Origin of the sequence: Paraburkholderia phymatum STM815, assembly GCF_000020045.1 — a bacterium.
Classification (GTDB): domain Bacteria; phylum Pseudomonadota; class Gammaproteobacteria; order Burkholderiales; family Burkholderiaceae; genus Paraburkholderia; species Paraburkholderia phymatum.
The window spans coordinates 1,857,983-1,875,091 of sequence record NC_010622.1 but is presented as its reverse complement, the minus strand read 5'-3'; the positions used below and the strand labels follow the sequence as shown (position 1 = coordinate 1,875,091).

Here is a 17,109-nt window from a genome sequence, read left to right as displayed (position 1 = left end):
CGCGCCGCCGGGCGGCACCGAATCATTTGCAGCGAATCACCATCGAGCGGTTCTTCACGTTCGCCGAAACGACGTTCGTGATTCCGCCGCCCGTCGTGCCGCCTTCGTCGTTGTCCTTCGACACGATGTCATAGCCCGTCGCCCCGCAGGCCTTGCCGGCCTGCACGTAGCAGGACGCCCAGCTCGAGCTGGCGTCGGCGCCGCTGCAGGTGACCGCGAAGCCCGTTTCGCCGTTCGGCAGATTGATCAGCGACGTCGTGTTCGACGACGCGCATGCGCCAAGGGTCGCTATCGCGAGTGCGGCGAGCGGCAGCGCGGCCGTACGGATCGCGTGAGAGACAAGAGCATGGCGCGCGCGCCGTTCGGTCGACTTCATTGTGTTTCCTTGCAGAAATAGGGTGTGACGGGCGAGCCGCGAGGAGGATCGTCACGCGGCCTTTCATCAGGCGACTGAGCGAAGCGCCGTAGACCGCGCGTCGCTCGGTCGCGACGGAAGGCGATGCCGTCCGGGCTCAGCCGTCTCGACTTTCGGGTCTGAGTCCCGGGTGGCCCGTGTCCGCCAGATCGATGCGGATGCCTGCCTGGCCGACGGCACGCCGGCTGTCGGCGCCTTCTTGCGTCGCGGCGTCCTCCCAGATGCTGATCGCCTTCGGGATGTCCATCCCATGACCTTCCGCGTACGCGAACCACGCGTTGGCGGCGTCCGGCTCGGCGATCTCGCGCTCTCGGAGAAAATATTTTCCCATATCGTCGGTTCTCGTCAGGAAATTGCGGGCATCGCGCGGCTTGGCCGACCGCGTTGGAGCACGCGCAGAACTTATCGCGCGAAGCGAAGACTTATGTGTGTCGCACGTGGCGTGCCGCGTGCTGTCACATGATTTGCAGCAACATCGGACGAGGGGTGACTATGGCAGAGCGGGTAAGCGGTCCGTATCGGGGCTATTACATCAGTGCGTCGGCGCGGTTCGTGCCGGCGCACGAGCAGACGCTGCGCGCGGGCGAGCGGGAAGGGCTGTACGTGGGATCGGTCAGCCTGTCGGAACGCGGGCCGGACGACCCGCACCGGATCGAAACGCTGATCGAGATCGGCGACGAGCATCGCTTTGCGACGGAAGACGAAGCGCTCGTCCATGTCGAAACAGCCGGCCGCGCGTACGTGGACCGGCTGCTGGACGGCGCATGAGCCAGTCGCCGGGTACGCTGATCCGATGCGCGCGGCGGCCTTGATCATTCAGGACGCCGCGCCGGATGCGCCGGTGAAGCGTTCCCGGCGATCTGACGCTGGACCGCCGGCTGCTGCTACGAGTACCATAAAGCCCGCCGATCGGGCCGTCGGCCGCCTGTCACGCGTTTTCACGACGCGTGCGCGGCCAGTCGCCCATAACGCCGGATTGTCCCGATGAGGTCATCATGGAGATTCGTTTCCCCACCGACGCGCCCGCTTATCGCGACTTCAACCTGACGCTGGTGTTTCCGGCGCTGGTCGATGGCGAGCGGGTGCCGTGTGCGATTTCGGTCGAAGCGCTCGAAGATCACTTCGGCGCCGACACTAACGACACGGACGGCTGGCGCCGTGCGTTCGACGCAGGGCGCGAGCGTATCGAGGCTGTCGCACGTGAGCATTTGCTCATCAGTAACGGCACGCCCGTTCTGCTCAAGAGCGGCCACTTTCCGCCGGGCAATCTGGCGGGCAGCTGACACGCGCGGTCTCCCAACGCCAGCGAGCAGACGGCGCTGCCGATCACGCGGCCTGGGCGGCCGCCCGCGCGGCCACACGCCGCGCCGCTGCCAGCGACTGCGCAATTCCCGACTCGTAGGATGTCTTCACGACAGGACCGATCAGCTTCGTCAGCGCCGAGTCGTTCATGACGACAGGGTCGGTCAGCAGGTAATGCATGTCCACCAGTTCGCGTAGCATCGGGTCGAAGAGACCCATGACACGCAACATCGTCTTGCCCGCCACCATCAGCTTGGGTTCTCGCTGCGCAAGCGCGTAGGCGCGTTCGGCGATTTCGCGCTGCGTGATCGTGCCTGTCCCGGCCAGATGCAGCACGCGGCCGAACGCTTCGGGCGTACGCGACAGCCGTTCGACGACGGGCCCCACGTCGGGTATGAACACGAATTCATGCGGCACGTCGATCGGCCCGATCATCTGCGCACGGGAACCGCGCGCCGCGCCTTGGAACACGCCGTGCAGAAAGCTGCGCTCGACGTCCGGACCGTAGAAATCGGGCAGGCGCAGCACCAGCGTTTCGAGTCCGTCGTGTCCATGCGCGTCGATGACGAGATTCTCCTGCACGAGCCGCATCTTGCCCTTGAACGTATGCGGTTCGCGCGGATGCGATTCGGTGACGGGCAGGGTGCGCGGCCGCCCGTACGGATACACCGTGCCCATCAGGATCAGGCGCTGCACGCCCGCCGCGCGCAAGCCGTCGAGCGTCTTCTGCATGAGCACGGGATGTTGGCCGAACTGGTGATACGGCACGCCGACGAGATACACGGCCGTCTGCAGGCCCGCTGCCGCTGTCGCGACCGTGGCGGGATCGTCCGGGTTCCAGGTGACGATTTCGGCAAGCGGATCGTGTCCGAACGACGCCTGCAGCGCGTCGCGCCCGCGTCCGATCACGCGATAACGGCGGCCCGCCGCGCCAAGTGCGTGGGCGATGCTGCGGCCGGCGGCGCCTGCTGCGCCGAACAGTCCGATCTGTGCTGCGTCTTTCATGAGGCCTCCCGTCGAGCGTGCCCGTTTCATGCGTGTCGCTGAGCACAAGAAATTTACTGAACACTGTTCAATGAACGATGTTCAGTTTAATTTGACTTTTCAGTTTGTCAACCGGAAAATCGTCTACATGGGAATAGCCGAAAGAAAGACACGACAGAAGCAGGAGCTGCGCGAACGCATCCTCGATTCCGCGCGGCGTATCGTCATGCGCGAGGGGTTTGGCGCGCTGTCCATGCGCAAGATCGCCGAGGCGATCGAATACTCGCCCGCCACGCTGTATCTGCACTTCGAGAGCCGTGACGCGATCGCGCGCGCATTGTGTGCGGAAGGTTATGCGCAACTGCTCGGCACTTTCGAACCGCTGGTCGCGATTGCGGATCATGCCGAGCGGCTAAAGGCCATCGGTCGCGCGTACGTCGCATTTGGCGTTGCGCATCCGGAAACGTATCGGTTGATCTTCATGGAAGATCCGTCTTACACGGGCGCGGCGCTCGGCGGCCGCGAGCGCGCGGACACCGCCGCTGAAAACGCGGACGACGCAGCCTTTCGTCTGATGGTCGAATCGATCGACGCGCTCAAGGCGCAAGGCCGTCTGCGCGGCGCGCCGGACAGCCAGGTGTGCGCCGAGGCATTCTGGGCGACGATGCACGGTATCGTCGCGTTGCATCTGACGTGCCCCGTGTTCCCGCGCGCGCCGCTCGACGCGGTGATCGATGCAGCGCTCGTCGCATGGTTCGGCGCAGGCGGTGCCGACGCAAATGCAGCGACGCACGAAGCGCCCGCCACCGACACGCCCGCCGGTTCGACGGCGCAAAGCCCGAAGACGGCAAGGCCTCGCCGCAACGCTTCAACGAAAGACAACGCTGCGCAATAGCCGGCGAGGCCGGCGAGCGCAACGCGGGCCACCCGTTGCGCTGCCGGTTTTACTGAACAAGTCGATGACGCGTGTTACCGTTGGCGTCGCATCTCCATCGAACCGCTTCACACCCACGCCATGTCGACATCCGAACCGCGCCTCGCCTCCGACGAACTCATCGCCTATGTCGCCAACGGCATCGGTTTCATCGAGCTGAACCGGCCGAAGGCGCTCAATGCGCTGTCGCTGGACATGATGCGCGCGATGCAGGCGGCGCTCGACCAATGGCGCGACGAGCCCGGCGTGCTTGCCGTCGTCGTGCGCAGCACGAGCGAACGTGCGTTCTGTGCGGGCGGCGACATCCGCTATCTGTACGACGCGTTTCGGCGCGGCGACGGTGATGCCGTGGACACGTTCTTCATCGACGAGTACCGGCTCGATCACGCGATCTTCACATACACGAAACCGTATATCGCGTTGATGAACGGCATCGTGATGGGCGGCGGCATGGGTATTTCGCAAGGCGCGCACCGGACGGGTGGTTTGCGCGTCGTGACGTCGTCGACACGTATGGCGATGCCGGAAACGCGCATCGGTTTGTTTCCCGATGTCGGCGCCGGATGGTTTCTCGCGCGAACGCCGGGTGCGATCGGCCGCTATCTGGCGGTGACGGGCACGACGATCGGCGCCGCCGATGCACTTTACGCGGGTCTCGCCGACGCGTATCTGCCCGACGAAGTCATCCCCGCGCTGATCGATCGCCTGAAGTCGCAGACGTTCGAGCAGGGCGCGGAAGTGGTGGCGTGCGTGCGGCAGGAAGCGGACGCGCATCGGGTCACGCCGTTGCCCGACGTCTCGCCGCTCGCCGATGCCCGCATGCTGATCGACAAACACTTCGCGCGGGCGGACGTCGCGCAGATCATCCGTTCACTCGACCTCGAAGGTGATTGCGCCTATGCCGACTGGGCGGAGCAGGCGGGCGCGATGCTGCGCGAGCGTTCGCCGCTGTCGATGGCGGTATCGCTGGAAGTGGTGACGCGCGCCGAAGGCACAATGGCCGAGTGCCTGCGCCGCGATCTCGATCTGACGCGTTCGTCGTTCGAACGCGGCGACGCGCCGGAAGGCATCCGCGCGCGCATCATCGACAAGGACAACCAGCCGCACTGGCGCTTTGCGCGAATCGAAGACGTGAAGCGCGCGGACGTCGACGCGATGTTCGACAGCCCGTGGCCCGCGAACGAACATCCGCTGCGGGATCTGCAAGGCTGACGCGAAGAAGCGGGAAAACGCCGTAACGAAGCTGAAAAGAAGCGCAGAGGCAGCAGATGCGGGTGGGGCGCTCAGTTCTCGCTCGCCATGAAGGCGCGCATGAAAACGAGTGCGCCCCAGCCCCACATTGCGTTCGACGCGAAGCCGAGCGCAAGGCGCGGCAGCATGTTGCCCGACGGCCAGATGCCGCGAATGGGATCGGCGACGAACACGCTCGCCGCCGTCAGGACGATGCCGCCGAACACGAACGCCTGAACCCACGGCGCAGGACGCTCGGGCGACACGCGCAGCAGCCACGCCATCAGCACGGCCCATACCGAACTCCAGATCGCATTCGCGATGAACTCCGGCAAGCCGATCGGCACGAATGGCGCCGTCGAAAACCCCGTCGGGTCGATGAGGCCGGCGGCGTGCAGGAGCGCGAGCGTCGACTCGCGAAAGAACAGCGACGCCAGAAAGCCGGATACGAACGGCAGGATGATTTTTTGCATGCTTGACAGCGGCGGTCGCGGGCGTCGTCGACTTGGCGCAGCCCGTGCAGGTTGTTGGAACGAGCGCCATTATATCGGCGGCGAGGCCGGCTTCTGGTGCGCTGGCGTGCGTCCCGTGCGCTTTTGCGACGTATGCTGCAACGTCAGGTAAATCACGAAAGTGGAAAACCTAAGCTCAAAAAAATCGTTCAAAACAACGAGCGCGGTCCATAGACTGTTCTCCCATACAGGCGACGGCAACGCATGCGTCACATGCGCGCCTGCCGTCGCGTCGACACGTGCCGCGCATGTTGCTGACCGCGCGAAGCGTGCGCCGAACTTTACGACCCACTTGAGAGAACCCGTCGCGATGTCCTCTTCGATGCTTCAACCGATGCTAATGCGCGCGTGCCCGGCTGCGTCGTCAGTAGCGCGTGGCGCGTGCCGGCGGCACGGGCCGTCTCGCTGTCGCCGCTGACGCGGTCTTCTTCAATCGTCCCGTTTCGATGTGCCGCATGTGCGCGGCGAGCGCCGCTCACGCCCGCGCAGAGCGCGAGTGCCTCTGCGCGAGCGCGTAACCGTGCGCGGCACGACATTTCACCGACCTCACACTCATCATCCGGATCAAGCGGGAGCAGCACATGAATGTGTTCTGGTTCATTCCGACTCACGGCGACAGCCGTTATCTCGGCACCTCGCAGGGCGCCCGCGCGGCCGACTACGACTACTTCCGGCAGATCGCCGTCGCAGCCGATACGCTCGGCTACGAGGGCGTGCTGCTGCCGACGGGCCGTTCATGCGAAGACGCCTGGGTCGTCGCATCGAGCCTGATTCCCGCCACGCAGCGCCTCAAGTTTCTGGTGGCGATCCGTCCGGGCATCGCGTCGCCCGGATTATCGGCGCGCATGGCGGCGACCTTCGACCGCCTGTCGGGCGGACGTCTGCTGATCAACGTCGTGACGGGCGGCGATGCGGCCGAACTCGAAGGCGACGGACTGTTCGTCGATCATGACACGCGCTACGAAATCACCGACGAATTTCTGCGCATCTGGCGCGGCCTGCTGACGAGCGCGCATCACGGCGAGAGCGTCGAGTTCATCGGCAGGCATCTGAAGTCGAAGGGCGGCAAGCTGCTGTATCCGCCCGTGCAGAGCCCGCATCCGCCGCTCTGGTTCGGCGGCTCGTCGCCGGCGGCGCACGAGATGGCGGGCGAACACATCGACACCTATCTGACATGGGGCGAGCCGCCCGAGGCCGTCGCGGAGAAGATCGCCGATATCCGTGCGCGCGCCGCGCAGCATGGCCGCACGATCCGCTTCGGGATCCGTTTGCACGTGATCGTGCGCGAGACGGAAGACGAGGCGTGGGCCGCGGCCGACAAGCTCATCAGCAAGCTCGACGACGACACGGTCGCCCGCGCCCAGGAGGCGTTTGCGAAGATGGATTCTGAAGGCCAGCGGCGCATGGCCGCGCTGCACGGCGGCAAGCGCGGCTCGCGCAAGGAACTGGAGATCTATCCGAACCTGTGGGCGGGCGTGGGACTCGTGCGCGGCGGCGCAGGCACGGCGCTCGTTGGCAATGCCGAACAGGTCGCTGCCCGCATGCGCGAGTACGCGGAGCTCGGCATCGAGACCTTCATTCTCTCCGGCTATCCGCATCTCGAAGAGTCGTATCGCTTCGCCGAACTGGTATTTCCGCTGCTGCCGGGACGCCAGCGCGCGAACGCGAATGGTCCGCTGTCGGGGCCGTTCGGCGAGATCGTCGGCAATCACTATGCGCCGAAGGCGTCGCAAAGCTGAACCAGATGGCTCGATGTGCCACGCATCGCTTCTACAGGGAGTCCTGATTGATGTCGACTGTTTCCGGAAACCGTCGGGCGCGCGCCGGTCTCACGCCACTTGCTTATCGCGCACCACTCGCAGCACTCGCGCCGCTCGCAGGCAGGGCCGCGCCGTGGATCGTGCCGCTCGTCATTCTGATCGCGTGGGAACTCGCCGCGCGCAGCGGCGTGCTGTCGACGCGCGTGCTGCCCGAACCGCTCGCCGTCGTGAAGGCCGCGTGGTCTCTGATCGAGTCGGGCGAAATGTGGGCCGATGTGAAAGTGAGCACGTGGCGCGCGGTGTCGGGCTTTGCGATCGGCGGCGGCATCGGCTTCGTGCTCGGGCTCGCGACGGGTCTGTTCCGGCCCATCGATATCGCGCTCGACACGACCGTGCAGATGATCCGCAACATCCCCGCGCTCGCGATGATCCCGCTCGTGATCCTCTGGTTCGGCATCGAGGAAGAGGCGAAGTTGTTTCTCGTTGCACTGGGCGTGTTCTTTCCGATCTATGTGAACACGTATCACGGGATCCGTTCCGTCGACGCCAATCTGATCGAGATGGCGCGCAGCTATGGCGTGAAAGGCTTCGCGCTCTATCGCGACGTGATCCTGCCGGGCGCGTTGCCGTCGATCCTCGTCGGTGTGCGCTTCGCGTTCGGACTCATGTGGGTCACGCTGATCGTCGCCGAAACGATCTCCGCGCAATCGGGCATCGGTTACATGACGATGAATGCGCGCGAATTTCTGCAAACGGATGTCGTGGTGGTGGGCATCTTGCTGTACGCGGCGCTCGGCAAGCTCGCCGACATGCTCGCGAAAGGGCTCGAACGCGTGTCGCTGCGCTGGCATCCCGCTTATCAACGAGGAGAGAAAGCATGAGTGCAAGCACCTTGTCCGCCTCGTATGGCGGCGTGGCGGGCGCCGATCTCGAAGCCGAACTCCAGCAGCCGCGCATGCACGATCGCGCCGCGGCGCAAGCGGCCACCGCGGCCGTCGAACGCGATGCCGTGTCGCTGCACGACTGGCTCGGGACGCCAGATGCGGGCGCTGCGCAGCGTGAAATCACCCGCGAGCCGCAAGACGTGTCGGTTGAATTGCGCGGCGTCGGCAAGCGGTACGGCGAGCGTGCCGTGCTCTCGGATGTCGATCTGTCGATCGAGCGCGGCAGCTTCGTGTCGATCGTTGGACGCAGCGGCTGCGGCAAGTCGACGCTGCTGCGGCTGATTGCCGGCCTCGAAGCGCCGAGCTCAGGCAAGCTGGAAAAACGCGCGGACGGCTCGCAGCCGTTCGACACGCGGATCATGTTTCAGGACGCGCGCCTGCTGCCGTGGAAGAGCGTGATGCAGAACGTGATGCTGGGCCTTCGCCGGTCGTCGCGCGACGATGCGCGCGCGGTGCTCGCCGAAGTCGGCCTGCTGGAACGCGCGAACGACTGGCCCGCGCAGTTGTCGGGCGGTCAGCGGCAGCGCGTGGCGCTGGCGCGCGCGCTCGTGCACCGCCCGCAACTGCTGCTGCTCGACGAACCGCTCGGCGCGCTCGACGCGCTGACACGCATCGAAATGCATGCGTTGATTGAACGGCTGTGGCGCGAGCATCGCTTCACCGCGCTGCTCGTCACGCACGACGTGCAGGAAGCCGTCGCGCTCGCCGATCGCATCCTGCTGATCGAGGAGGGCAGGATCGCGCTCGATCAGCCCGTGCCCCTGGCGCGGCCTCGCGAACGGGCGTCGACGTCTTTTGCAAAGCTCGAAGAACACGTGTTGCGGGGTGTGATGAAGACACGGGCGCCGGACGATCACGGGTTGCACGACGCGAACGCGCATGACGTGCGCAGCGTGCACGCGCGCGACCTTCGCTGGGCAGTGTGACGGTTCGACCCATGCCGCGGCCCGGTTACTTTTTTATCGACCCACGGAGCTATCCCATATGAGCATTTCCGCGATCAACGTACGCAACCAGTTCAAAGGCAAAGTGAAGGAAATCATCCGCGGCCCCGTCGTCTCCGAAGTCGACGTCGATACGCCGTTCGGCATCGTCACGTCGGTCATCACGACCCGTTCGATCGACGAACTCGAACTGAAGGTCGGCGCGGAAGTGGTCGCGCTCGTCAAATCGACGGAGGTGTCTATCGCGCGGCTGTAGCGCGCTGCTGGCGCCATAGAGACCCCGTAGCGCGGCTGCGCGCCGAAATGAGCGCCCCGCCGTTCACTATTTCGCGTTCGTCGAACTGGCGGGCGGTTGATGCGACATGTCGTCGTTGGTCGGCTGGCGCGGCTTCTTGACGGGCATGTTGTCGGGATTCGTCGCGCTCGCCGCGCCGGATGCCGCTGCCGGCGGCGGTTTCACCATCGGCGCGCCGCCTGCCCGTGGCGCGATTGTCTGGCCCCACGCCGTCTGCGCTGCGCCTGCCGCCGCGGCGAGCACAACGGCGCTTCCGAGCGACGCCCACACGTGGCATGCGGAACTGAGCTTCATCGAAATCATCGCGATCTCCGTGCTGGTTTTTTATGGTCTGTCGCTAGGCGCGTGCCAGCCCCTGCATGGCGGGCGATCTTTCCGCCGTCCTTTACCCCATTCTCGACGCATCTGAGTGCGCGCATCGCGGGCGCGATACGTCCGGCAATTGCGGCTGGAAGTGCTAGCATGAACTGAGCATCGACTGGCGCAGTGCCATACGGGCGGCGCGCCGCAACGAATGTGGAGGCTGCAATGACGAGGTCCTTGAGTGCGGATGCAATCGATACGCTACGGCAACTGAACGATGTCGGAACGGGGCAGACGCCGCCCGCCGTCGAGCCTGTCGTCGAAAAGGAATTGCTGGTCGCGGGACTGGTGGCCAAGGCGGGGAAGGGCGCGGGCGTCGAAATTACCTGTGACGGCCGTAAGTATCTGTCTGGCGATTGCGACTGATGGCGACTGACGGCGCGTGATTACACCCCGGCGCGGGCCGCTTGCGTTGCGCGAGCAGACGCTCGAAAGAGAAAGGGAGGCGCGATGGAGCCGAAAGGCATCGACATGGGCGACTACCAGGATCGCTACAAGGAGTTCGATGTGGAGGTTGCCGTCGAGCAGGTGCTGACGGGCGTCAAGGCGCATTTTCGCGTGCTGAAGCGCGATGCGGTGATGCTGGACTGGCGGCTCGTGCACATCGACGGATTCTGGCCGACTGAACGCGCGGCCGCCGAAGCGGGTTTTCGCGCGGCGCGCGAGGCGATTGACGTCGAACTGCTGGCGGCGGGCGGTTAAGCAAGCCGTTTTATTTTATCGACGCCGAAGAAATAAAGCCGGATGCTCCGTGGGGAACATCCGGCTGCACGACACCTGCAACAACACTGCGTGGTACTTCCAGCTACGGCAACTTCGAACTGCGGGTACTTTCAGGGTACGGCAACTTCAAACTGCGGATACTTCCAGATACTGCCATTTCGCCATCAACGGTACTGCACAACTACGGTCAAGCCTTAACTGCGGTACTGCGTGCTGCTACATCTGGAGCGGCAACTTCAAAACTGCTTACTGCTACCGCAAGACAGCAACTACAAGGCTGCGTACTGCCACGACAGGAACTGCGTGCCGCCAGTGCTGCCCGATACTGCTGGGTACTGCCTACTGCGAACTCTGCTGCCGGTGTTGCCACGGCGTTCGGCTTAGTGGCCGAAGAACACCGAGCCCGGGCCCGTCACCGGCTCATGCTTGCCAGCTTGCGTCGAACCATTTTGCACGCCGCCGTAGGCGACTGCGTTGGCTTGCTGTGCTTCTGCTGCCAGCGTCTGCGCGCTCTGGCCTTGTTGCGATGCGGGCGCGCCGACCGTCGGGTTGTAGTGCGGAGCCGGGCCGTAGCCGCTTGCGAAAGCGGGAGCAGCCAGCGTAGCGGAAGCGGCGATCAGAACTGCGGCGATAAGCTTGGTCTTCATGGTGAACTCTCCGTAATGTTTGATTCAGTAAAGCGTTGCGCTGTTTGCCTCGCGGCGCTGTGTTCGCAACGTCGATGGAAGGCAGTGTATACCCTTACTATCAATTTTTTGTATCGATAATTTGAAATTACTGTTCTGCGTTCGGAAACAATCAACGAAGGCCCGCCGGGCGGGCGTTCACCGTGTACGCGCCCTGATAAATGAGGCGTCAGCATCAGGCAAACCATCGATAAATCATGGCTTTGCGGGGCTGGTGAAGTGCAGGGAAGGGGGCACCGGAGGCGGCTTGCGGTAAAATTGCGCGCTATCCGAGTGGTTCGTTTGTCGTTTCTTATTTCTGGTTTGCCGCCTCATGTCTTCAAAGCCCAATGTCAGTGCCCGCCGCGTGTCCGTCGCGCCCATGATGGACTGGACCGACCGCCATTGCCGCTCGTTTCACCGCACGCTGTCCCGGCACGCCTGGCTGTACACAGAGATGGTGACCACAGGGGCGCTGATTCACGGGGACGTCGCGCGTCATCTTGCGTTTACGGCTGATGAAGCGCCCGTCGCGTTGCAGCTCGGCGGCAGCGAGCGGGAAGATCTGGCGAGGTCGGCCAAGCTCGGCGAACAATGGGGCTACGACGAAATCAATCTGAATTGCGGCTGCCCGTCGGAGCGCGTGCAGCGCGGCGCATTCGGCGCATGCCTGATGAAGGAGCCGGAACTCGTCGCCGATTGCGTGAAGGCAATGCGCGATGCGGTGTCGGTGCCCGTGACCGTCAAGCACCGGATCGGCGTCGACGATGTCGAAGACTACGCGTTCGTGCGCGACTTCGTCGGCACGATCGCCGACGCAGGTTGTGACGTGTTCATCGTGCACGCGCGCAACGCGATCCTCAAAGGCCTGAGCCCGAAAGAGAATCGCGAGATCCCGCCGCTCAAGTACGACTACGCGTATCGCCTGAAGCGCGACTTTCCGCAGCTCGAAATCATCATCAATGGTGGCATCAAGACGCTGGATGAAGTCGAAACGCACCTGCAGCACGTCGACGGCGTGATGCTGGGCCGCGAGGCGTATCACAACCCATTCGTGCTCGCGGATGTCGATGCGCGCTTCTACGGTTCGACGGATGCCGCGCCGACGCGCGAAGAAGCCGAGGCGCAATTGATCGAATATTGCCGCGCCGAGCTCGCGCGCGGTACCTACCTTGGCGCGATCGTGCGCCATGCGCTGGGCCTGTATCGCGGCGTTGCGGGCGCGCGCGGATGGCGGCGGGTGCTGTCCGATAACAAGAAGCTGGCGGCACGCGACCTCGCGATTTTCGACGAAGCGCGACAGCATTTGCGCGAGCCCAGCGAAATGTTTGAATAAAGGGCTTTGCAAATACGATTCGTGTTTGTATAATCTCGCTTCTTCGTTGCTGACCGCCGCTCGGTAGCAGGCAGCGGAGGTGTAGTTCAGTGGTGGCTGTAGCTCAGTTGGTAGAGTCCAGGATTGTGATTCCTGTCGTCGTGGGTTCGAGTCCCATCAGCCACCCCAGAGAATTCAGATATTTCCAGCAACGGCATTGTGAGCAATCGCAATGCCGTTTTGTTTTGGCACTACGTCACGCCTGACGTGTGGAGCGCGGTGCAAAGCATCGCGCCCGCATACATCGAACAGAGCTCACCGCTTGCGCAACGGCTCCAGCAATCCCTTCAGTCCGTTGTGATCGATCTCGTGCATCAACGCAATCAGCCGCCCGATCTCGCCAGGCGGAAATCCTTCGCGCGCAAACCAGTTCAGATAATGTCCCGGCAGATCGGCGATCACACGTCCTTTGTACTTGCCGTACGGCATCGTACGTGTCACGAGCAATTCAAACTGTTCGATGTTCATCGTCAGGCACAACCTCGCAATCCAAAGTAGAACGGCAAACTCAGGTCCGTTCCCGCCGATGCCCGCTCACATGTGCGCCCGCATCGCGCTCAAGACCGAACACGTCGACAATGGCCACCAGCCCGACGGCCGCCACCAGCAGAAACGCGACACTGAAATCCGCCGGCGTCACCGACTGCGCCTCATGCCCATGCAGCCACGCCGCCAGCCGCATTGCGATCGCGCCGAGGGCGACACCCATGCCCATCGTCATCTGCGAGAGCGTGCTCGAGAGGGTCGACGCGCCGCTCATCTGCCGCTTCGGCACGTCGGCAAAGCTCAGTGTATTGACGGCCGTGAATTGCAGCGAGCGCGACAAGCCACTCGCGAACAGCACGACGGCCATCAGCACGAGCGGCGTCGCGGCCGTCAGCTGACTCATCGCCGCGATGCTCAATGCCGCGAGCGCGCCATTTACGAGCAGCACGGGACGAAAGCCGAAGCGGCGCATCACGGGCGTGGTCACGAGCTTCATCGAGAGGTTGCCCGCAAACACGACGAGTGTCAGCAGCCCAGAGTGAAACGCGTTCATACCGAAGCCGAGCTGGAACATCAGCGGCAGCAGAAACGGCACTGCGCTGATCGACACGCGAAACAGCGAGCCGCCGCCCATCGCGACGGCAAACGTCTTCACGCGAAACGCCGACAGATCGACGACGGGATGCGGATCGCGCCGCAGATGAAAGAAGGCCGCGATACCCGCCGCGATGCCGCCCGCGAGAAACGCGAGCGCTTCGCGCCACGGCGCGTCCGAGCGGCCGAGCAGTTCCATCGCATACATGATGGCCGTGCCCGCGACGCCGCACAGCGCGAAACCCAGCGTATCGAACGGACGCTTCTGCGTGTCGCGGTCGGCACGGATGAAGCGCCACGCGAGCACCATGCCGACGATGCCGAGGGGAACGTTCAGATAGAAGATCCAGCGCCACGACGAATACGTCGTGATAAAGCCGCCGAGCGGCGGTCCGATGACGGGTGCGACGAGTCCCGGCCACGTGATGATCGAGATCGCGCGCATCAGATCATCCTTGGGCGTCGCGCGCAGCACGGCAAGGCGGCCGACGGGCACCATCATCGCGCCGCCGATGCCTTGCACCACGCGCGCCGCGGTGAACTCGACGAGCCCGTCCGTCATCCCGCACGCCACCGACGCCAGCGTGAACACCGCCAGCGCCGCCGTGAACACGTTGCGCACGCCGAAGCGATCGGCGGCCCAGCCGCTGATCGGAATGAAAACGGCGAGCGTCAGCAGATACGACGTGATGCCGATGGACAGGTCGACGGCATGCACGCCGAACGAATGCGCCATCTGCGGCAACGCCGTCGCGATGATGGTGCCGTCGAGGTTCTCCATGAAAAACGCCGCGGCCACGAGCGTCACGATCAGCGACGGCCGTCCGTTCGACGGGACGGTTTGCGTGGACGGCGTATCTGACATCGACATGATTCTCCGAACGTTGTAAGCGCATCGAAACGGACGTCTTGCTTGCTTCAGCCAGGCTTCATTTCAGACGACATTCTATCCACGCACGCGTTTGACGCGGACATGGTAATTTCGCCGTTTACCGATGGATCACCCGTCAGAACACGAAACAGGAACGAATCGATGGAATACCGCAAGCTCGGCGAAACGGATGTACAGGTCAGCCTGATCGGTCTCGGCACGATGACGTGGGGCGAGCAGAATACGGAGCGCGATGCCCACGAGCAGATGGATTACGCACTCGCTCAGGGCATCACGCTAATCGATGCCGCCGAGATGTATCCCGTGCCGCCGCGCCCGGAAACGCAAGGATCGACGGAACGCTATATCGGCACGTGGCTCGCGCAGCATCGTTCGATGCGCGACAAGATCGTGCTCGCCACCAAGATCGCCGGCCCCGCGCGTCAGCCGCACAACCCGCGCCACATTCGCGGCGAGGGCAACCAGTTCGACCGCAAGAATCTCACCGAGGCGCTGAACGACAGCCTGAAGCGTCTGCAAACCGATTACGTCGACCTGTATCAGTTGCACTGGCCCGATCGCAGCACGATGACGTTCGGCCGTCCCGCGTATCCGTGGATCGACGACGCGTACACGGTGCCCATCGAAGAGACGCTTTCCGTGCTCGCCGATTTCGTGAAAGAAGGGAAGGTGCGTCATATCGGTGTGTCGAACGAAACGCCGTGGGGCGTTGCACAATTCCTGCGCGCGTCGGAGAAGCTTGGCTTGCCGCGCATCGTATCGATCCAGAATCCCTATAGCCTCTTGAACCGGACGTTCGAAGCGGGGCTTTCGGAGTTCACGCATCGCGAGCATGTCGGTCTGCTGGCGTATTCGCCGCTCGCGTTCGGCTGGCTCTCGGGCAAGTACGAGCGCGGGGCGCGCCCGGCAGGCGCGCGCATCACGCTGTTCGAGCGCTTCCAGCGCTACAGCAAACCGCAGGCCGTGCATGCGACGAGCCGCTATGTCGAACTCGCCAGGCGCCACGGTCTGTCGCCCGCGCAATTCGCGCTCGCGTTCGTGAACAGCCGGCCCTTCGTCACGAGCAATCTGATCGGCGCAACGTCGCTCGATCAGTTGAAAGAGAACATTGCGAGCGTCGACGTGAAGCTCTCGGCGGACGCATTGGCCGAGATCGATGCGCTGCACGAATTGCAACCGAACCCGGCGCCCTGAGCGCGGGATTCGACACGCTGCCAGACACGGCGTGCCGCGACGGCGGTACGCCGACACCCACAGAACGCTTGCGCCAGATGCGTGAGCCCAACACCGCACCCCGCAACTCGCGTACGATAGCGCGCTCGCCATCAAGCCGGGCAGAACGCGCGCTTCGGCCCCGCTTTTTTCGATACCATGCCGATCCGTGTACAGTGCGCACGATTCGCGCATGGCTTGCGCGCGGTTCGCGCACCTCGTACCTTAGCCCCACAACAGAACGACCCGTATCACGACCCATGACGATGACCTCCACGCGTCCCACCTCCTCGCCCGCCGCTTCGACATGGCCGATTTTCGTGCTGCTCGCCGTCGCCGGGCTTTTCTACGTCAAATGGTTTCCGTATTACCACCGCGCCTTGACGGCCGCGTCGACGCATTCGATCGGCGCGTCGATCCTGATGGGCACGGCTGCGAGCGCGCCCGCGCCGTCGTGGGATGCGGCCCTCGGCTACGCGCTCGTCTACGGCAAGGCAATCTGGCAGGCGATGGTGCTCGGCCTGCTGCTCGGCTCGGCTGTGCAGGCGCTGCTGCCCGCATATTGGGTGGCGCGGCTGCTCGGCAAGTCGGGCTTCGGCAGCGTCGCGGCAGGCGGTTTGCTGGCGTTGCCGGGGATGATGTGCACGTGCTGCGCGGCGCCCGTCGTCGCCGGTTTGCGTGAGCGCCAGGCTTCGCCGGGCGGCGCGATCGCGTTCTGGCTCGGCAATTCGGTGCTCAATCCCGCAACGCTCGTGTTCATGGGCTTCGTGCTCGGCTGGCAGTGGGCGGGCTTGCGCCTCGTGCTCGGCGTCGCGATGGTGTTCGGCCTTGGCTATGTGGTGAACCGGCTGGTAACGCGCGCGGAAGCCCAGACGGCCGACGCGCGCCTCGTCGAGCTCGTCGATCAGCAGCGCGCGGGGAATCCTTTCGTGCGCTGGCTGTCGATCTTCGTACGGATGGCCGTGCGCCTCGTGCCGGAATACATCGTGCTGATCCTGCTGCTAGGCGCAGCGCGGGCGTGGCTGTTTCCGCACGTCGGGCCGGAAATCGGCAACGACATTGTTTGGATCGCGGCGCTGGCCGTCGCGGGAATGCTGTTCGTGATCCCCACGGCGGGCGAGGTGCCCATCATTCAGGCGATGCTGTCGCTCGGCATGGGTGTCGGCCCCGCGGGCGCGCTGCTGATGACGCTGCCGCCCATTAGCGTGCCGTCGCTGGCGATGCTGGCGCGCTCGTTCCGCCCGCGCGTGCTGACCATCGTGGCCGTTGCCGTGGTCGCGTTCGGCGTGCTGGCGGGACTACTCGCCGTCGCGCTCGGATTCTGAGTAAGCGTCCGTCATAAAAGGCGGCGTCATTGTTCCGAATCTCGTCCTAAACTGGGGAGGCGAGCAGACGATCGAGCGCCCGCCTGGGGCGGCAACACGGTGACTGTTGCACCGCAACGCGCGGACGGCGCGAGACGAATGCTACGATAACGCC

21 protein-coding genes and 1 tRNA gene are annotated in these 17,109 nt (G+C 64.3%); 14 read left to right on the top strand and 8 right to left on the bottom strand.

The annotated features are described in order from the left end of the window. Nucleotides 1–22: 22 nt before the first annotated feature. Both BPHY_RS08445 and BPHY_RS08440 read right to left on the bottom strand, forming a co-directional pair. A complete protein-coding gene (locus BPHY_RS08445; RefSeq protein WP_012401050.1) occupies nucleotides 23–376 on the bottom strand; it encodes a hypothetical protein in 354 nt (117 codons plus the stop codon). Between the two features lie 136 nt (nucleotides 377–512). Then, nucleotides 513–746, bottom strand: a complete 234-nt coding sequence (locus tag BPHY_RS08440) for a hypothetical protein (protein WP_012401049.1) — start codon at nucleotides 744–746, stop codon at nucleotides 513–515. Nucleotides 747–907: 161 nt separating this feature from the next. Between BPHY_RS08440 and BPHY_RS08435 the strand changes: the two genes are divergently transcribed. Then, nucleotides 908–1,183 (top strand): hypothetical protein, encoded by a 276-nt coding sequence (locus tag BPHY_RS08435; RefSeq protein ID WP_012401048.1) that lies wholly within the window; start codon nucleotides 908–910, stop codon nucleotides 1,181–1,183. A gap of 227 nt (nucleotides 1,184–1,410) precedes the next feature. Further along, the gene (locus tag BPHY_RS08430; protein ID WP_012401047.1) at nucleotides 1,411–1,698 is read left to right on the top strand and encodes a DUF1488 family protein; all 288 of its coding nucleotides are present in this window, start codon (nucleotides 1,411–1,413) and stop codon (nucleotides 1,696–1,698) included. Nucleotides 1,699–1,741: 43 nt separating this feature from the next. Here the strand turns inward: BPHY_RS08430 and BPHY_RS08425 are convergent, their stop codons facing one another. Further along, nucleotides 1,742–2,722 (bottom strand): NAD-dependent epimerase/dehydratase family protein, encoded by a 981-nt coding sequence (locus tag BPHY_RS08425; protein ID WP_012401046.1) that lies wholly within the window; start codon nucleotides 2,720–2,722, stop codon nucleotides 1,742–1,744. Between the two features lie 127 nt (nucleotides 2,723–2,849). Here BPHY_RS08425 and BPHY_RS08420 point away from each other — a divergent pair, with 127 nt between their 5' ends. Further along, complete coding sequence (locus BPHY_RS08420) at nucleotides 2,850–3,596, top strand: TetR/AcrR family transcriptional regulator (protein ID WP_012401045.1); 747 nt, start codon at nucleotides 2,850–2,852, stop codon at nucleotides 3,594–3,596. Nucleotides 3,597–3,716: 120 nt separating this feature from the next. Beyond that, nucleotides 3,717–4,847, top strand: a complete 1,131-nt coding sequence (locus tag BPHY_RS08415; RefSeq protein ID WP_012401044.1) for an enoyl-CoA hydratase/isomerase family protein — start codon at nucleotides 3,717–3,719, stop codon at nucleotides 4,845–4,847. Nucleotides 4,848–4,918: 71 nt separating this feature from the next. Here the strand turns inward: BPHY_RS08415 and BPHY_RS08410 are convergent, their stop codons facing one another. Beyond that, nucleotides 4,919–5,338 carry a membrane protein gene (locus tag BPHY_RS08410; protein ID WP_012401043.1) on the bottom strand — a complete coding sequence of 140 codons (420 nt, stop codon included), beginning with the start codon at nucleotides 5,336–5,338 and terminating at the stop codon, nucleotides 4,919–4,921. A 620-nt stretch (nucleotides 5,339–5,958) separates the two neighbouring features. On the opposite strand from BPHY_RS08410, the gene ssuD reads away from it, so the two are divergent. From ssuD to BPHY_RS08390, 4 genes are read left to right on the top strand one after another with little or no spacing between them, the layout of a single operon-like run. Then, nucleotides 5,959–7,116 (top strand): FMNH2-dependent alkanesulfonate monooxygenase, encoded by a 1,158-nt coding sequence (ssuD, locus tag BPHY_RS08405; RefSeq protein ID WP_012401041.1) that lies wholly within the window; start codon nucleotides 5,959–5,961, stop codon nucleotides 7,114–7,116. Between the two features lie 50 nt (nucleotides 7,117–7,166). Continuing rightward, a complete protein-coding gene (gene ssuC, locus BPHY_RS08400; protein ID WP_012401040.1) occupies nucleotides 7,167–8,018 on the top strand; it encodes an aliphatic sulfonate ABC transporter permease SsuC in 852 nt (283 codons plus the stop codon). Beyond that, nucleotides 8,015–9,007, top strand: coding sequence for an ATP-binding cassette domain-containing protein (locus BPHY_RS08395; RefSeq protein ID WP_012401039.1), 993 nt, complete (start codon nucleotides 8,015–8,017; stop codon nucleotides 9,005–9,007). The genes ssuC and BPHY_RS08395 overlap by 4 nt, the downstream gene beginning before the upstream one ends. 58 nt (nucleotides 9,008–9,065) lie before the next feature. Continuing rightward, a complete protein-coding gene (locus BPHY_RS08390; RefSeq protein WP_012401038.1) occupies nucleotides 9,066–9,281 on the top strand; it encodes a TOBE domain-containing protein in 216 nt (71 codons plus the stop codon). Nucleotides 9,282–9,347: 66 nt separating this feature from the next. On the opposite strand, the gene BPHY_RS08385 is transcribed toward BPHY_RS08390, so the two are convergent. Further along, nucleotides 9,348–9,623 carry a hypothetical protein gene (locus BPHY_RS08385; protein ID WP_012401037.1) on the bottom strand — a complete coding sequence of 92 codons (276 nt, stop codon included), beginning with the start codon at nucleotides 9,621–9,623 and terminating at the stop codon, nucleotides 9,348–9,350. Between the two features lie 225 nt (nucleotides 9,624–9,848). Between BPHY_RS08385 and BPHY_RS08380 the strand changes: the two genes are divergently transcribed. Both BPHY_RS08380 and BPHY_RS08375 read left to right on the top strand, forming a co-directional pair. Further along, nucleotides 9,849–10,049 carry a hypothetical protein gene (locus BPHY_RS08380; RefSeq protein ID WP_012401036.1) on the top strand — a complete coding sequence of 67 codons (201 nt, stop codon included), beginning with the start codon at nucleotides 9,849–9,851 and terminating at the stop codon, nucleotides 10,047–10,049. An 84-nt stretch (nucleotides 10,050–10,133) separates the two neighbouring features. Next, complete coding sequence (locus BPHY_RS08375; protein WP_012401035.1) at nucleotides 10,134–10,385, top strand: hypothetical protein; 252 nt, start codon at nucleotides 10,134–10,136, stop codon at nucleotides 10,383–10,385. A 401-nt stretch (nucleotides 10,386–10,786) separates the two neighbouring features. Here the strand turns inward: BPHY_RS08375 and BPHY_RS08370 are convergent, their stop codons facing one another. Next, the gene (locus BPHY_RS08370) at nucleotides 10,787–11,053 is read right to left on the bottom strand and encodes a hypothetical protein (RefSeq protein WP_012401034.1); all 267 of its coding nucleotides are present in this window, start codon (nucleotides 11,051–11,053) and stop codon (nucleotides 10,787–10,789) included. A 352-nt stretch (nucleotides 11,054–11,405) separates the two neighbouring features. Here BPHY_RS08370 and dusA point away from each other — a divergent pair, with 352 nt between their 5' ends. Both dusA and BPHY_RS08360 read left to right on the top strand, forming a co-directional pair. Beyond that, the gene (dusA, locus tag BPHY_RS08365) at nucleotides 11,406–12,407 is read left to right on the top strand and encodes a tRNA dihydrouridine(20/20a) synthase DusA (protein ID WP_012401033.1); all 1,002 of its coding nucleotides are present in this window, start codon (nucleotides 11,406–11,408) and stop codon (nucleotides 12,405–12,407) included. Between the two features lie 92 nt (nucleotides 12,408–12,499). Beyond that, nucleotides 12,500–12,575 (top strand) — tRNA-His (locus BPHY_RS08360). Nucleotides 12,576–12,701: 126 nt separating this feature from the next. On the opposite strand, the gene BPHY_RS08355 is transcribed toward BPHY_RS08360, so the two are convergent. Both BPHY_RS08355 and BPHY_RS08350 read right to left on the bottom strand, forming a co-directional pair. Beyond that, complete coding sequence (locus BPHY_RS08355; protein ID WP_012401032.1) at nucleotides 12,702–12,914, bottom strand: DUF3820 family protein; 213 nt, start codon at nucleotides 12,912–12,914, stop codon at nucleotides 12,702–12,704. Nucleotides 12,915–12,954: 40 nt separating this feature from the next. Beyond that, nucleotides 12,955–14,397, bottom strand: a complete 1,443-nt coding sequence (locus BPHY_RS08350) for a DHA2 family efflux MFS transporter permease subunit (protein WP_012401031.1) — start codon at nucleotides 14,395–14,397, stop codon at nucleotides 12,955–12,957. A 162-nt stretch (nucleotides 14,398–14,559) separates the two neighbouring features. Here BPHY_RS08350 and BPHY_RS08345 point away from each other — a divergent pair, with 162 nt between their 5' ends. Together BPHY_RS08345 and BPHY_RS08340 are read left to right on the top strand one after the other, a co-directional pair. Continuing rightward, nucleotides 14,560–15,612 (top strand): NADP(H)-dependent aldo-keto reductase, encoded by a 1,053-nt coding sequence (locus tag BPHY_RS08345; protein WP_012401030.1) that lies wholly within the window; start codon nucleotides 14,560–14,562, stop codon nucleotides 15,610–15,612. 284 nt (nucleotides 15,613–15,896) lie between these two features. Continuing rightward, nucleotides 15,897–16,955 carry a permease gene (locus tag BPHY_RS08340; protein WP_041763869.1) on the top strand — a complete coding sequence of 353 codons (1,059 nt, stop codon included), beginning with the start codon at nucleotides 15,897–15,899 and terminating at the stop codon, nucleotides 16,953–16,955. Nucleotides 16,956–17,109 lie beyond the last annotated feature (154 nt).

Coding starts and splice junctions, on each gene's coding strand:
- ssuC (WP_012401040.1), top strand. CDS start 7,167: ATGTCGACTGTTTCCGGAAACCGTCGGGCGCGCGCCGGTCTCACGCCA.
- ssuD (WP_012401041.1), top strand. CDS start 5,959: ATGAATGTGTTCTGGTTCATTCCGACTCACGGCGACAGCCGTTATCTC.
- BPHY_RS08390 (WP_012401038.1), top strand. CDS start 9,066: ATGAGCATTTCCGCGATCAACGTACGCAACCAGTTCAAAGGCAAAGTG.
- BPHY_RS08425 (WP_012401046.1), bottom strand. CDS start 2,722: ATGAAAGACGCAGCACAGATCGGACTGTTCGGCGCAGCAGGCGCCGCC.
- BPHY_RS08435 (WP_012401048.1), top strand. CDS start 908: ATGGCAGAGCGGGTAAGCGGTCCGTATCGGGGCTATTACATCAGTGCG.
- BPHY_RS08375 (WP_012401035.1), top strand. CDS start 10,134: ATGGAGCCGAAAGGCATCGACATGGGCGACTACCAGGATCGCTACAAG.
- dusA (WP_012401033.1), top strand. CDS start 11,406: ATGTCTTCAAAGCCCAATGTCAGTGCCCGCCGCGTGTCCGTCGCGCCC.
- BPHY_RS08440 (WP_012401049.1), bottom strand. CDS start 746: ATGGGAAAATATTTTCTCCGAGAGCGCGAGATCGCCGAGCCGGACGCC.
- BPHY_RS08420 (WP_012401045.1), top strand. CDS start 2,850: ATGGGAATAGCCGAAAGAAAGACACGACAGAAGCAGGAGCTGCGCGAA.
- BPHY_RS08355 (WP_012401032.1), bottom strand. CDS start 12,914: ATGAACATCGAACAGTTTGAATTGCTCGTGACACGTACGATGCCGTAC.
- BPHY_RS08395 (WP_012401039.1), top strand. CDS start 8,015: ATGAGTGCAAGCACCTTGTCCGCCTCGTATGGCGGCGTGGCGGGCGCC.
- BPHY_RS08385 (WP_012401037.1), bottom strand. CDS start 9,623: ATGATTTCGATGAAGCTCAGTTCCGCATGCCACGTGTGGGCGTCGCTC.
- BPHY_RS08340 (WP_041763869.1), top strand. CDS start 15,897: ATGACCTCCACGCGTCCCACCTCCTCGCCCGCCGCTTCGACATGGCCG.
- BPHY_RS08380 (WP_012401036.1), top strand. CDS start 9,849: ATGACGAGGTCCTTGAGTGCGGATGCAATCGATACGCTACGGCAACTG.
- BPHY_RS08415 (WP_012401044.1), top strand. CDS start 3,717: ATGTCGACATCCGAACCGCGCCTCGCCTCCGACGAACTCATCGCCTAT.
- BPHY_RS08430 (WP_012401047.1), top strand. CDS start 1,411: ATGGAGATTCGTTTCCCCACCGACGCGCCCGCTTATCGCGACTTCAAC.
- BPHY_RS08370 (WP_012401034.1), bottom strand. CDS start 11,053: ATGAAGACCAAGCTTATCGCCGCAGTTCTGATCGCCGCTTCCGCTACG.
- BPHY_RS08345 (WP_012401030.1), top strand. CDS start 14,560: ATGGAATACCGCAAGCTCGGCGAAACGGATGTACAGGTCAGCCTGATC.
- BPHY_RS08410 (WP_012401043.1), bottom strand. CDS start 5,338: ATGCAAAAAATCATCCTGCCGTTCGTATCCGGCTTTCTGGCGTCGCTG.
- BPHY_RS08350 (WP_012401031.1), bottom strand. CDS start 14,397: ATGTCGATGTCAGATACGCCGTCCACGCAAACCGTCCCGTCGAACGGA.
- BPHY_RS08445 (WP_012401050.1), bottom strand. CDS start 376: ATGAAGTCGACCGAACGGCGCGCGCGCCATGCTCTTGTCTCTCACGCG.